The following is a 13,519-nucleotide window of genomic DNA, read 5'->3' on the forward strand; positions in this document are numbered from 1 at the left end:
TAGCAATGACCCCTTTCATGTGAAAAGAAAATCGCGCGTTGGGAGGGCGCCCATAGGCAATTATGCATTGACTTGGACCGTCGGCTGTGTTAGGTGCTCGATCTTTAGATGCGCTGTGAAAACAGCTTCCCAACACCGCTCTTTCGTATGAAAAAAGAAACGCGGCGCTACATACAAGAGCTTGCTTATTTCAGCACCATCGGGCTTTCTGTAGCGTTATCCATTTTCATCGGTCTGGCCATTGGCGTCTATCTTGATCGGCGTTGGGACACATCACCATGGCTGACCCTCATTTTTATCGGACTCGGGATCGCGGCAGGCTATAAGAATCTTGGCCTTGCCATAAAGAAGAGCCGCAAATTGTAAATGTGACCCTGGCGAGGGAGCACCTTGGAAATTCAGCAGCGGATCATCCGATTCATCAGACGGACAAACTGGATCCTGTTTGCCGTTGCCAGCCTGGCTGGCATCTTGCTTGCGCCGGCGCAATTTGCGTGGGGGATCATTGCAGGCGGTGCCATTGTCACCATTAACTTCCACCTGCTGGCCAGAACCTTGAAAAGTGCGTTGACCCCGCCACACCTTTCGTCACACAATGTTATCCTTGCCAAATACTATGTCCGCTTCATCATCAGCGGCATTATCATTTTTATCCTCATCCGACAGCATTGGGTCAGCCCCCTGGGGCTGTTTGTTGGTTTGTCTGTCGTGGTCGCCAGTATCACCCTGGCCACGCTCATCGAAGTTAAGCGACTGATTTGCAAGGAGGCGATTTAAGGATGGAGCATCCCTATCTGTTTTTCGTGAAATTATTCGAGCTTTTCGGTGAGGGCGCCGGCCATTTCGCACACGAATACCCCTATGTCGTCTACTCGTGGGTATTGATGGCCTTCTTGATTATCGTGGGTTGGTTGGCGGGCAAGGGCGTTCAACTGATACCCGGTAAACTGCAGAATCTCCTGGAACTGGTGGTTTCGGGTATCGAAGACTTTATGGTCGAAACCATCGGAGAAGAGGGGCGTTGGCTCTTCCCGCTGGCGGCCACGGTATTTATCTACATTTTTATAGGGAACCTGATCGGTATCATTCCCGGTTTTTTCCCGCCCACCGCCAATCTGAACACAACGGCGTCGTGCGCCCTGACGGTGGTCATTTTCACCCATGTGATCGGCGTCAAATATCACGGTGCGGCCTACGTCAAACATTTCCTCGGGCCGGTATGGTGGATGTCGCCGCTGATCTTCATTATCGAGATCATCGGCCACCTGGCACGTATCCTGTCGCTCTCTTTCCGTCTCTTCGGCAATATGATGGGTCATGAAATCGTGCTGGCGATTCTCTTCGGCCTGGCCGGCGCCTTCTTCGCACCGCTGCCCATCATGGCCTTGGGCATTTTCGTGGCATTCGTCCAGGGATTCGTCTTTTTCCTGCTGTCGATTATCTACTTTCAAGGTGCCATGGAGCACGCCCATTAAGCACGGGTATCTACGAACCTATGCCTCGTAAAGGCATTGAATAAGTTTGGGTTAATGGAAGAAGCCCATTTATAACTAACACTTCACAAGGAGGTAGTTGAACACATGGAAGCTCAAGCATTGCAATTCTTTATCGCTTGCGTCACCGCCGCTGGTTTCGGTATCGCCATCGCCGCTTTCGGTTGTGGCATCGCTCAGGGCCTTGGCCTGAAATCCGCCGTTGAGGGCATCGCCCGCAACCCCGAGTCTTCAGGTAAAGTGACCGTTACCCTGCTGATCGGTCTGGCCATGATCGAGTCTCTGTGTATTTACTCGCTGGTCGTCGCCCTGATTCTGATCTACGCACATCCCCAGGCCGGGGCCATTGCAAAGATTTTCGGCGCCTAATTCGACACACGTTCCATACGCACAAGATCCAAAAAAAGGGGCATCCTCTGAAGCTATGAAGGGGGATGCCCCTTTTTCATTTTCAGGACGTGTTTCAGGAAGTGGCCCGTATGTGAACCATTCAGCATGGCGATCTCTTCCGGAGTTCCTGTACCCAGGACATAGCCGCCACCTTCGCCGCCCTCCGGTCCCAAATCGATAATGTGGTCCGCCGATTTGATCACATCCAGATTGTGTTCGATCACGACAACGGTGTTGCCGTTGCCTACGAACCGGTTGAGCACCACCAGCAGCTTGTTGATGTCGTCCATGTGCAATCCGGTGGTAGGCTCGTCAAGGATGTAGACGGTTCTCCCCGTGCTTCGTTTGCTGAGCTCTCTCGACAGTTTGATTCGTTGGGCCTCACCTCCGGAAAGCGTCGTAGCGGATTGCCCCAATTGAATGTATCCCAGCCCCACATCCACCAACGTTTGCAGCTTTTCGCGGATGGCCGCAAAATTTCTGAAGAAATCGAGCGCCTGGTTGATCGTGAGATTCAAGACTTCCGCGATGTTTTTGCCCTTATAGCGGATTTCCAGAGTCTCGCGGTTGTAGCGTTGGCCGTGGCAAATATCACATGGGACATAGATGTCCGGTAGAAAATGCATTTCTATTTTGATGATGCCGTCGCCATGGCAGGCCTCGCAACGTCCCCCTTTTACGTTAAAGCTGAATCTGGATGGTTTGTAACCGCGCGTTCTAGACTCTGCGGTCTTGGAGAAGAGATCACGCACAAAGGAGAACAATCCCGTGTAGGTGCCCGGATTGGATCGCGGTGTACGACCGATGGGGGATTGGTCGATATTAATGACTTTATCGATCTGTTCCATTCCCGCAATGCTGTGAAACCCACCGGCTGCGATCCGGCTCTGGCGCAATCGCTGAGCCAGTGCGTGATGCAAGGTGTCGATGACAAGGCTGGACTTGCCTGATCCAGAGACGCCCGTCACACAGGAAAAGCAACCAAGAGGAAAGCGCACCGTGATGTTCTTCAGGTTATTCCGATTGGCACCGTGGATGATGATGGCCTGGCCGTTCCCCTTTCTCCGGTTATTGGGGACGGGAATTTTTTTTACACCGGCAAGGTATTGGCCCGTCAGTGAATCTTTGGCCTGGGACAACTGCTGGGGTGGGCCGGCAAACACCACGCGACCGCCTTGCACCCCGGCGCCTGGCCCCATATCGACGACAAAATCTGCAGATTCGATGGCCTCTTGATCATGTTCTACCAATAGAACAGTGTTTCCGATATCGCGCATTCTCCTCAACGCTTCAAGCAGTCGGGCGTTATCGCGTTGGTGCAATCCGATACTCGGCTCATCCAGGACATAGAGAACCCCCGTCAGTTTCGCTCCGATCTGAGTGGCCAAGCGTATCCGCTGGCTTTCGCCACCGGACAGGGTATGGGCAGCGCGATCCAGGGTCAAGTAGGAAAGGCCGACATGGGAAAGAAACTGCAGACGCTCCGTGATCTCCTTTACGATTTTTTCTGCAACGACCGCTTTCTTTCCCTCGAGTCGCAAAGATTGAAAAAAGTCAATCGCTTGATCTATTGAGAGCGTCGTGACCTGGTGAATGGCATGGTGTTGAATCTTTACCGCCAGGCTCTCCGGCTTCAATCTGGCACCGTTGCATACGGCGCATGGCAGGAAGGCCATGTAGGTTTGGAGTTCTTCGCGGATTTGGGCAGACTCTGTTTCGTGATAGCGACGTTGCAGTTGAGGGATAAGGCCTTCGAATGGATTATTGTACAAATGCTGGCCGGAGTCGCGATCCACGGAAAAGCGAATGACGGTATCTCCGCTCCCGTAAAACAAGGCTTGCCGGAACGCTTCGGGTAGATATTTGAAGGGGGTGTAAATATCCGTGTGGTACTGGCAGGTAAACGCTTCGAGGAATTCGGTAAAGTAGACCGATTGTCGGTTCGCCCACACGAGGACCGCTCCGTCTCGTAACGATAGCTCCGGATTGGGCACGATGAGTTGGGGATCGAACACCGAGCGTGTCCCGAGTCCATCACACGCCGGACAGGCGCCCTGAGGAGAGTTAAACGAAAAATCGGCCGGGGTGAAATCTGAATATGTCGTTCCGCACTGATGGCAGGCCGACCTTTCATTGAAATGAAAGAGACGGCCATCATCATGCGCGTTTCCCTTTTGACAAAGGACTTCGGCACGACCCCCGGAAAGAGAGAGTGCAAGCTCGAGGGAGTCTGCGAGTCGATTCGAAGCGTTTTTCTGAATAACCAAACGATCGACAACGGCGTCGATCGAATGGTCCTTTTTGGGGGACAGTTTACCAACGTCCTCGATGGGCATCATCTCACCATCGATACGAACCCGCGCAAAACCTTCCCTTCTCAGCCGTTGTATAACGTCCGCATGGGAACCCTTTTTGTTACTTACCAGCGGCGCCATGATGACCACACGGCTCCCCGCGGAGAGGGTGTTGAGTTCGTCCACCATCTGATCGATGCTTTGGGGTTGCACAGGGCGACCACACAGATGGCAATGCGGTGTGCCGATGCGCGCATAGAGCAACCGCAGATAATCATAGATTTCGGTTACCGTGCCGACGGTGGACCTTGGGTTGTGTCCGGCCGTCTTTTGCTCGATGGCGATGGCCGGCGACAAGCCTTCGATGAGATCCACATCCGGCTTTTCCAGGCGCTCCAAAAATTGACGGGCATAAGTCGAAAGAGATTCGACATAACGGCGTTGGCCTTCTGCATAGAGGGTATCAAAGGCCAGGGTGGATTTCCCGGATCCGGAAAGGCCGGTAACCACGATCAGTTTTTCCCGAGGAAGGTCGAGATCGATGTTCTTTAGGTTGTGCTGCCGCGCACCGCGGATCATAATTGAGTTCATCGCTTTTGATAACGTCGACCAATGATGCTGTAAACAACTTTTCCGAAAGTCCAATATTTTTAATATATGCAGGAACCGTGCGCAGTAAAGTGTGCCGATTCGGGCTTTGCGGGCAACTGCTCGAAATCCATTCGAATGTTTTTTTGAAGAAAATGGGGCTCGGTGGTAACCCATCTGGGTCCCGAAAGGAAACCACTGTTTTTAAAAAATGTAAAAATCCGGCGTAAAACAGAGGAAATCAAAGATCATCATTTGTCGGCAGTTTGTTTATAACTATGGATATGCTTAAAATGCTTAAATAAAAACTAAAACTAAAAGGGCGCTAATTTGTAGACCTCTCACGTGTCAATTATAATAATAAACAATATAAACAAATAAATAGATTGATGTGAGCAACGTGTAAGGATGGCGTGAGGAGACTTCAGGTCTTTCGGATTGACAGTGAAGGGTCTCTGGCCTATTACGAATCCATACTTTTCAAGGATTTGACCTTTTCGAATAATCCGGAATATTTATAAAAACTGTCTGATTTTCTTAATGTTTGCCTGGCTGTTTGCGTTGGGACAGAGGTCGTGTTCAGCAAAACGAAGCGTATTTTGGTCGGATTGTTTTTTGTACAGGGAAAACGGGAAAAGGTGATATGGAGAATATCTGGCAGAAGGTAAAGGCCGCGCTTACTGATTTTGTTCCAGATCATGCCTACCGGATGTGGATCGAGCCCCTGACGCTCGGGACCATTGATCCCAATGTGTTACAGCTCAATTGTCCCAATGCTTTTTTCCGCAGACGGGTGAAGGAGCATTTCGGTGAATTGATTTGCCGGGAGCTGCAAAAATTGACCGGCAATGCCACGGAATTGAAATTTGCGGTTACAGAGGGAGATCATGGCAGGTCCAATTTGACGGAGTTTCCCGAACAGCTTCCATTGCCCAACATTCATTGCCAGCCTCATTTCGGACGGCTGTTGCGACAGGATTATACTTTTGATCAGTTCGTGGTTGGTAAGAATAATGAATTCGCCTATTCTGCAGCATTATCACTGGCCATGCGGAAATCCGCACAGCAGCATTCGCTTTTTCTTCTTTCAAAGACCGGTATGGGTAAGAGCCATCTGTCTCAAGCCATTGGTCATCAGATTTTGGCGGAATCCAAAGCTGAGCGCGTGTACTATATGACAGCCGAAGATTTTACCAATGAAATGGTATCCTCCTTCAAGACCAATTCGGTTAGCAAATTCAAAGATAAATATCACAACGGATGTGACGTGCTGCTATTGGAGGATATCCATTATCTGAGTGGAAAAGAACGTACCCAGATCGAACTGGCGCACACGCTCGATTCACTCTACAACGAAAATAAAAAGATTATTTTTTCAAGTTGCTGCTCACCCTCCGATATTCCAAAACTTAACGAAAATCTTCGGTCTCGCCTGACATGCGGTTTGATTTCCAATATCGATCCTCCCGATTATAAGGTGCGTGTCAAGATTTTAAAAAAGTATGCCCGTGATAATGGATGGGAAGTGCCAATCGAAGTTTTGGAATTTTTAGCATCAGAACTGACTCAGGACGTTCGACAGCTCAAAAGCGGTTTGGTGGGTGTTTCGGCCAAGGCTTCCTTGCTAGGCAACCCTATCGATATTGAAATGGCAGGCGATGTCGTGAAGAATATCGTACGCCAATCGGAATCGATTACGATCAACACAATCAAGAAGCTCATCTGCAAATACTACAATATCAGTCAGAAAGATTTGGTGTCCCGTTCGCGAAAGCAGGCATTGGTGCGTCCCCGCCAAGTTGCCATCTACTTGGCGCGTCGTTATACGGACCAGCCGTTACAGGCCATTGGAAAGAGTTTCAACCGGTATCACGCTACGGCCCTGCATGCCATCGGAATGGTAGAAAAAGGGATTCGTCAAGGAGGATTGATACAGCGGCATGTGGAGTATTTTTGCAAGCGTCTGGACAATGGAGATTATTAAGCGCGCTATTGAATCGTGCCGAATAGATCGTCGGCGATGGATAGATCAGACAATAACTCCATTTTAATGTTCTGCTCCTGTTCAATGGCGCAACGAATCCTCAAGGCACAATGTTTGGCGCAAAGGGCATTGGTTCTGTCGTAATCTCCGAAGCAGTCGAATTGATCATCGAAAACTGATGTGAAGCGTTGGCTTCTGCTCATCGCTCTCCCTTTATGTCTAAAAGTCCTACCATTTCCCGGTGAACATGGCTATTTGTAGCCAATATCTGCCAATCTCCAATATTATAGGGATGGCCTTCGTAATTCGTCACTTTGCCACCGGCTTCTTCGACGATGCACAAGCCAGCTGCTGTATCCCAAGGCTTCAGGTTTTCTTCCCAAAAACCTTCAAAACGACCACATGCCACCCAGCAGAGATCCAGAGCGGCCGACCCGAGACGTCGCACGCCTTGGGAGGACTTGAGGCAACGCTCGAAACGAGCGAGCGTCAATCGGGGATCCCGCGTCGTAATGGTATATGGGAAGCCGGTGACAAGCAGACTATCGTTGAGCTTGCATGTCGATGAAACGTGGATCGGTTGGCCGTTTAGAGAGGCACCCTGGCCACGGGTGGCAAGGAACAGTTCACCCCTGTTGGGATTGAACACGAGACCCAGCATGATGGTATCGTTTTGGGCGTAGGCTATGGAAACCGCATATATAGGAAGGTTGTGGGCGAAATTGGTAGTCCCATCCAGTGGGTCGATGATCCACAGGTTGGGTCCGCCTTTTCCAGAATTGCCGCTTTCTTCCGCTAATATGTCGTGATTGGGGAAAACATCGCGAATCGTTGCAATGATGCTTTGTTCCGCTTCCAAATCCGCTTCGGTAACCAGGTCGATAACACCTTTTTTAGCCAACTGCTTGACATGGCCGAAATGGCCGTTCAGTATTTTGCCGGCGCGGTAAGCCGCCCGTATGGCGATACGCTTAATTTTGTCTAAATCCATAAGGTCGGCACTTTATCCATTTTGACATTTGGTTGTCAAGCTTCAAAGGGCAGAAGGCTCATGAACTGCATAGCGCAATGCGGCGGGCAAAGAGAGGGAATGTCAACTGTTCCGGACCGAACTGTTGTCCGCATCATTAATGATGGCGGCCATTTTATCGATCAATGGGAGAAGTGTCGCTCGATTGCGCGCACAGATCGGAATTCCGTTCAAGCGTTGCGTCCATAAGGATAGATCGGCTTCTGAAACCAGATCCATTTTATTGAGAGCGCGCACCTGAGGGATGTGGCTCAATTCGAGCTCGTTGAGAATCTTTTCCACGGCCTGAATCTGTTCGAGGTGGCGTGGATTGCTGACATCGATAACGTGCAACAGAAGGTCGGCACTTTCCAATTCCTCCAGGGTGGCTCGAAACGCGGTCATCAAATCCTTTGGAAGATTGCGGATAAATCCAACCGTATCGGTGATGAGCACCTCCACATCTTTGGGGAAACGCAATCGTCTGCTGGAGGGGTCCAACGTGGCGAAGAGACGACTTTCGGCCAGTACGTCGCTATGAGTAAGGGTGTTGAGAAGGGTTGATTTTCCTGCGTTGGTATAGCCGATGATGGAGATGATCGGAACACCTTTCTGCTCTCGTTTTTGCCGCTGCTGTTTACGGTGCTTTTGGACTTCGAGCAACGCCTTTTCCAGCTGGTTGATGCGATCGCGAACACGTCGCCGGTTTATTTCCAGCTTGGTTTCTCCCGGTCCTCTTCCGCCTATGCCACCGGTGAGGCGCGACATGGCGGTGTTTTTGGTGACCAGACGTGGCAGCAGGTATTTCAATTGGGCCAATTCTACCTGCAATTTTCCTTCTCTACTGCGTGCGCGCTGGGCGAAAATGTCCAGGATCAATTGGGTTCGATCGATGACTTTAGTTTCGATCTGATCAGTAATGGTTTTGATTTGGGACGGATTCAAGTCCTGGTCGAAAATGAGCAGCGATGCACCCAACTGGGAGGTCTGTATTGCCAGCTCTTTCAACTTGCCTTGCCCCATGAGGGTGCGCGAATCGATTTGTTTGCGCAGCTGCAGGATGGTATCGACCACTTCGATATTGGCCGAACGGCATAGCTCTTTCAGCTCTTCCAATGAGTCGACCGCGATTTTACGCGGCGCCGAAGTCACGCTGAAAAGAAGTGCCCGTTCGATTCCGGTTGCAGCCTGGGTGCGGACTCCCGCCGTGGTCATCTCATGTTCCAGAGCCAGGATCAGGTCCAGGCACCCGATAGAAAGCTGGTGGGGCAGCAAATCCTCTCTGATCTGGTAAGGGGCTTGCTGCAGGTCTTGCCCTGGAAGAATGTGAGCCCAATGAATTTTACGAGGGTATCCTTCTTCATTCAGCGAGATGGCGGCCATGGCATCGAGGCGCAATAAGGCCAAATCGGTGAGGTCGTCCTGATTCAAGGGGCCGGCTTGTAAATGCGTGTGAATACATCGGACACCCCTCAAGCGGCCCGGGTTCGCCCTGTATTCCGACAGTTCGGGGATAAAAATGCCCTGTGCATCTCCCACCAGCACATAGGCGACTTTGCCGCTTCGATTGATAAGCAAACCGATCTGGCGCTGGATTTCATGGGAAAGCAATCCGATGTCGCGCGCCAGTTCGGGTGTGATCAAGAATTCGGGAGAGACACGTCTGCGGTAGAGGTTTTCCAAACGTTTGAGTTGTGCGCTTTTCAGCCCCCGTGCGTTGCCCCATACTTTTTTCATGCCGGGTTCTCGAAGCGTGTATAGGCACCCAGGAAGGTGAGGGGAACGACACCTGTCGGGCCATTGCGCTGCTTGGAGAGAATGACTTCGGCCGTGCCGCGATTGGGATTGTTTTCGTCTTTATTGTAGACTTCATCACGGTAGATGAAAGCCACCACGTCGGCATCTTGCTCCAATGCACCGGATTCCCTCAAATCTGAAAGTTGAGGTCGCTTGTCGCTTCGCTCTTCAAGTTTCCGGTTGAGCTGTGACAAAGCCAGGACCGGAACATTCAACTCTTTGGCCAGAAGTTTGAGGGACCTGGAAATTTCTGATATTTCCAAATCGCGTCGCTCTGTATCCTGGCGGCCTCTCATCAGTTGGAGGTAGTCGATCACCACCAGGCCAAGGTCTTTATCCATCTTCAGTCGTCGGCACTTGGTGCGAATGGAGGTGGTTGAAATATCCGGTGAGTCATCGATGAAGATGGGCGCTTCGGAAAGGGACCCGGCGGCATCGGTGATACGGTGCCAGTCTTCAGGGTTGAGAAAGCCGCTTCGGACGCGAGAGGAATCCACCCGGGCTTCGGAGCAGAGCATACGCATGGACAATTGCTCTTTGGACATTTCCAAAGAGAAGATGGCTACCGGCACATCGCTTTCAAAAGCGGCATTGCGGGCAATATTGAGGGCCAGGGCGGTTTTGCCCATGGCCGGTCTGGCGGCCAGGATGATGAGATCCGATCCCTGCAGTCCCGATGTCATATGATCCAGCCGTGTGAATCCGGTGGGGATGCCGGTGATCAGCGCACGGTTTCCCTGGCGCTCTTCCAGGGCGTCGATATTGGCTTCGATGACCTTGCTGAGCGGATGAAAAGCGGCCCGATGTTTGTTCTCAGATATTTCAAACACCGCCCCTTCGGCAAAATCGAGGACCTGATCGAAATCGCCGGCCTCTTCGTAGCAGCGCTGTGTGATTTCACCGGCCTTGGCAATAAGTCGGCGCAATGCCGATTTGTCCCTTACAATGCGCGCGTAGTGGCTGACATTGATCGCCGACGGCACGGTATCTACGATCCGGGCCAGGTACGCGGCCCCACCCACTTTTTCAAGCTGGTTGGTGTCCCGCAAAATGTTGGTCAGAGTAATCAGATCTACAGGTTCGGCCTTGGAGAACAGGGACGCGATGGCGGCGAATATGGTCTGATGCGCTGTACGATAAAAGTCTTCGGGGCGAAGAAGTTCGAGCACATCCAGAAGCGTGCTGTTGTCCAGCAAAATTGCACTGAGAATGGACTCTTCAGCCTCGATGCTTTGAGGCGGAAGTTTTTTCAGGGTTGGATCGTCGGATGTGTTTTTAGGATTTAATACCATTGAAGTGCCGACCGGGAACCATACAGCCGGTCGCTGCCGAAAGTTGTGAAATCATCGGCAACAACCGGCGTAAAGGCGTACATTACTCGGGCACTACGTGAACTGTGATTTCGGGTTTGATGCCTTTGTAAACGCGAATCGGGATTTTAAAGGTGCCGATCGTTTTGATCGGTTCGGTCAGTAGCATCATCCTCTTTTCAACCACAATGCCGTCTTTTGCCAAGGCGTTAATCACGTCCCTGGCAGTTACCGACCCATAGAGGCGATCGCCTTCATGCACCTTGGCCGCCACCTGACATTCCACACCTTCCAGGCGCTGGGCCATTTGTTGGGCCAATTCCCGCTCTTTTGCGATCTGGAGTTCGAATTTGGCTTTTTCATGAGCCAGTATGCTCCGGTATTGGGGGGTCGCCGGGACTGCTTTACCCTGGGGCAGCAGGTAGTTGCGGGCATAGCCGGGCGCCACCTTCACTTCGCTGCCGATGATGCCGAGCGAATCTATCGTTTCTTTCAATATGACTTTCATCCAAAACCTCCATTGCCACTGCTGCGGCAATTACCATATTTCTTGATGAATTATTGGCCGATATACTTGCCCCGACCTTAATCAAGAGTACCAACAAACGGCAGCAAGGCAATAGCCCGCGCGCGTTTGATCGCCAACGTCAGGCTGCGTTGATGCGATGCGCATGTACCGGTAATCCTGCGGGGAATGATTTTTCCACGTTCGGTGATGAAATAACGCAGGGTTTTGGCATCCTTGTAATCGATTTCAATTTTGCTGTCGGCACAGAAGCGGCACACTTTGCGTCGATGATATACTCTACGTTTTCTCCTGACTACCGGCTTTTTTGCAGTTGTATTTCTCATGTGTCGCTCCTCTTAATTCTCAGGGGCAGGTTCATTGACCTGGTCGTTTTGTGCCGCCGGGCTCTCCTTGCCGCTGGATGAACCGGCCACCTGCTGCTCGGATGCGGATTGGCCCTCATCGCTTGCTGCAGCTTCCTGGGGAGCTCCTTCCTTTTCTTTGGCGGCCGCGAGATCGGCCAATATCTTTTCGGCATCTGCATGTGGGTCGATTTGAACCGTCAAATACTTCATGACACGGTCATCGATGCGAAAAAAGCGTTCAATTTCGTCGACCACTTTTCCTGTTCCGCAATAATCCATCAGGACATAGTATCCGCGAGGCTTCTTTTTGATTTCGTAAGCCAGTTTTTTTACGCCCCATTGGTTTTCCTGCAGGAAGACACCCTCTTGTTGGGGAATGATTTCACGGGTTTTCGTGATTAGGGTGGTGCGGTCTTCTTCTGAGATGTCTGGATCAATAATAACAATCGTTTCGTACCGTCGCATAGAGCCTCCTTACGGATAATAAAGCCCCGATTTTTGTCGGAGCAAGGATAGCGGCCATCTGTTTTTAAAAATGGTATAGATAACACCATGACATATTCGATGTCAAGGAATATACGCATGGTTCAAGCCGCTGTATCGCATGCATATTTGCATTCCGTTGAATTCGACCCGATTTCTGTCGGGTCCATTCGAAAAAAAGGGGGCGATCCTGAGATCCCCCCCGTTTTATTTTTTTGGTGGGCCGTGTTGGAATCGAACCAACAACCTACTGATTAAGAGTCAGGTGCTCTGCCTAGTTGAGCTAACGGCCCGTTTTTCGTACCGGGGCTTGGTAACAGGTCTGGCACCTGTTGTCAACGGTTTTCCAGAATCCAATGGCGCTGCGGGTTATTGCTGCCAATGGCGCTCTTTTTCCTTGCGAGCCATTCGCCGTTGTTTTTTCCGATCCATTTGATCCCGGTGCTGTTGCCGCTTCCTGGCCTGCTGGGCAACCGGATCGGATTGAGGATCCATAAAAAAGCTGCCGGGCGTTTCATTGCGTTGCATCGCTTGCTGGGGCCGAGCCCGTGCAATATCTGGCTGCTCCTTTGGCAGTGGCGGGCCGCTGAAGGTGGCGGGTTCAATGCGGTCGGCCAGATAAAGCCTTTCACCGAATTGGCGGAAAAACGAACCGGCGCTTGCGGCCTTGGCTGTTTGAACGGTGAGCAGGATTGGATCGTTATCTATTCTTTTTCCGATTCTCATGGCCATGGAGAGGTCGGTTGACAACAAAATAAATGGTTGGCCGGCAGGAAGAATGCCATTTTCATGCGTCCATCGGTAGGCGCGACGCCGAATCGCCGTGTGAAGAAGCTTGGGCAGTGTATCGGGTACCATAAGAGCAGGCATGCAGTCCCTTTGGCGAGCACGGATAAGCGGGCCGTTGATTTCAAGCTTGGCCGGCTGTGTCAGCAACAACAGCGTGTCGATATGGGATTGACGGATGTGTTTCCATCCAACCTCTTCATGCAGGGCTTGAAGCAGTGACTTGATCTTGAAATATCCTTCGGCATCGGGCAATAGGCCAAATTCGTCCGGATGCCTGGAAAGTACGTACAACAGGAATTTTTCAAGCTTGACGATCTCCTTCGGTACCATTGGCGTATCTTTCCCTGTTGGTGTTGAGGTTTGATGGCCTGCGGACTCAGGACATTGTCTCGTGGCCGTTTTTTATTCGCGGCTGTGTAGTGGTCCAACATATGGCGATGTTGCCTTGACCCCCATCACACGGTCTGATATTTTTGCGCTTCTCGTAAAGGATGTCAAACCTGCAAGGG

The 13,519-nt window shown here is 51.2% G+C and carries 14 protein-coding genes and 1 tRNA gene; 5 read left to right on the forward strand and 10 right to left on the reverse strand.

Translation table 11 applies throughout. The features are described 5' to 3' along the window. The first annotated feature begins 108 nt into the window (after positions 1 to 108). The 4 genes from DFT_RS08970 (at position 109) to atpE (ending at position 1,862) form a co-directional block, all read left to right on the forward strand. Positions 109 to 366 carry an AtpZ/AtpI family protein gene (locus DFT_RS08970; RefSeq protein WP_235506198.1) on the forward strand — a complete coding sequence of 86 codons (258 nt, stop codon included), beginning with the start codon at positions 109 to 111 and terminating at the stop codon, positions 364 to 366. A 24-nt stretch (positions 367 to 390) separates the two neighbouring features. Beyond that, positions 391 to 777 carry an ATP synthase subunit I gene (locus tag DFT_RS08975; RefSeq protein ID WP_054030865.1) on the forward strand — a complete coding sequence of 129 codons (387 nt, stop codon included), beginning with the start codon at positions 391 to 393 and terminating at the stop codon, positions 775 to 777. 2 nt (positions 778 to 779) lie between these two features. After that, positions 780 to 1,475, forward strand: a complete 696-nt coding sequence (atpB, locus tag DFT_RS08980) for a F0F1 ATP synthase subunit A (protein ID WP_054030866.1) — start codon at positions 780 to 782, stop codon at positions 1,473 to 1,475. A 105-nt stretch (positions 1,476 to 1,580) separates the two neighbouring features. Continuing rightward, complete coding sequence (gene atpE, locus DFT_RS08985) at positions 1,581 to 1,862, forward strand: ATP synthase F0 subunit C (RefSeq protein ID WP_054030867.1); 282 nt, start codon at positions 1,581 to 1,583, stop codon at positions 1,860 to 1,862. 53 nt (positions 1,863 to 1,915) lie between these two features. Here atpE and uvrA read toward each other — a convergent pair whose 3' ends face one another. Beyond that, on the reverse strand, positions 1,916 to 4,768 hold the full coding sequence (gene uvrA, locus DFT_RS08990; RefSeq protein WP_054030868.1) for an excinuclease ABC subunit UvrA: 2,853 nt from the start codon (positions 4,766 to 4,768) through the stop codon (positions 1,916 to 1,918). Between the two features lie 640 nt (positions 4,769 to 5,408). On the opposite strand from uvrA, the gene dnaA reads away from it, so the two are divergent. Further along, complete coding sequence (gene dnaA, locus DFT_RS08995) at positions 5,409 to 6,749, forward strand: chromosomal replication initiator protein DnaA (protein ID WP_054030869.1); 1,341 nt, start codon at positions 5,409 to 5,411, stop codon at positions 6,747 to 6,749. Between the two features lie 5 nt (positions 6,750 to 6,754). On the opposite strand, the gene DFT_RS09000 is transcribed toward dnaA, so the two are convergent. The 9 genes from DFT_RS09000 to DFT_RS09040 all read right to left on the reverse strand — a co-directional run bounded on the left by DFT_RS09000 (position 6,755) and on the right by DFT_RS09040 (position 13,340). Then, positions 6,755 to 6,952, reverse strand: coding sequence for a hypothetical protein (locus tag DFT_RS09000; protein ID WP_054030870.1), 198 nt, complete (start codon positions 6,950 to 6,952; stop codon positions 6,755 to 6,757). After that, positions 6,949 to 7,740 (reverse strand): inositol monophosphatase family protein, encoded by a 792-nt coding sequence (locus tag DFT_RS09005; RefSeq protein WP_054030871.1) that lies wholly within the window; start codon positions 7,738 to 7,740, stop codon positions 6,949 to 6,951. The genes DFT_RS09000 and DFT_RS09005 overlap by 4 nt, the downstream gene beginning before the upstream one ends. Before the next feature lie 102 nt (positions 7,741 to 7,842). Beyond that, a complete protein-coding gene (gene hflX, locus DFT_RS09010; RefSeq protein WP_054030872.1) occupies positions 7,843 to 9,495 on the reverse strand; it encodes a GTPase HflX in 1,653 nt (550 codons plus the stop codon). Next, on the reverse strand, positions 9,492 to 10,847 hold the full coding sequence (gene dnaB, locus DFT_RS09015) for a replicative DNA helicase (RefSeq protein WP_054030873.1): 1,356 nt from the start codon (positions 10,845 to 10,847) through the stop codon (positions 9,492 to 9,494). The genes hflX and dnaB overlap by 4 nt, the downstream gene beginning before the upstream one ends. Positions 10,848 to 10,929: 82 nt before the next feature. Beyond that, positions 10,930 to 11,373, reverse strand: coding sequence for a 50S ribosomal protein L9 (gene rplI / locus DFT_RS09020; protein ID WP_054030874.1), 444 nt, complete (start codon positions 11,371 to 11,373; stop codon positions 10,930 to 10,932). Positions 11,374 to 11,450: 77 nt separating this feature from the next. Further along, positions 11,451 to 11,717, reverse strand: a complete 267-nt coding sequence (rpsR, locus tag DFT_RS09025; RefSeq protein WP_054030875.1) for a 30S ribosomal protein S18 — start codon at positions 11,715 to 11,717, stop codon at positions 11,451 to 11,453. Between the two features lie 12 nt (positions 11,718 to 11,729). Continuing rightward, on the reverse strand, positions 11,730 to 12,203 hold the full coding sequence (rpsF, locus tag DFT_RS09030; RefSeq protein ID WP_054030876.1) for a 30S ribosomal protein S6: 474 nt from the start codon (positions 12,201 to 12,203) through the stop codon (positions 11,730 to 11,732). Positions 12,204 to 12,437: 234 nt separating this feature from the next. Beyond that, a tRNA-Lys gene (locus DFT_RS09035) sits at positions 12,438 to 12,514 on the reverse strand. Positions 12,515 to 12,590: 76 nt separating this feature from the next. Next, positions 12,591 to 13,340 (reverse strand): RNA 2'-phosphotransferase, encoded by a 750-nt coding sequence (locus tag DFT_RS09040; protein WP_054030877.1) that lies wholly within the window; start codon positions 13,338 to 13,340, stop codon positions 12,591 to 12,593. Positions 13,341 to 13,519 lie beyond the last annotated feature (179 nt).

Source organism: Desulfatitalea tepidiphila, assembly GCF_001293685.1.
GTDB lineage: Bacteria > Desulfobacterota > Desulfobacteria > Desulfobacterales > Desulfosarcinaceae > Desulfatitalea > Desulfatitalea tepidiphila.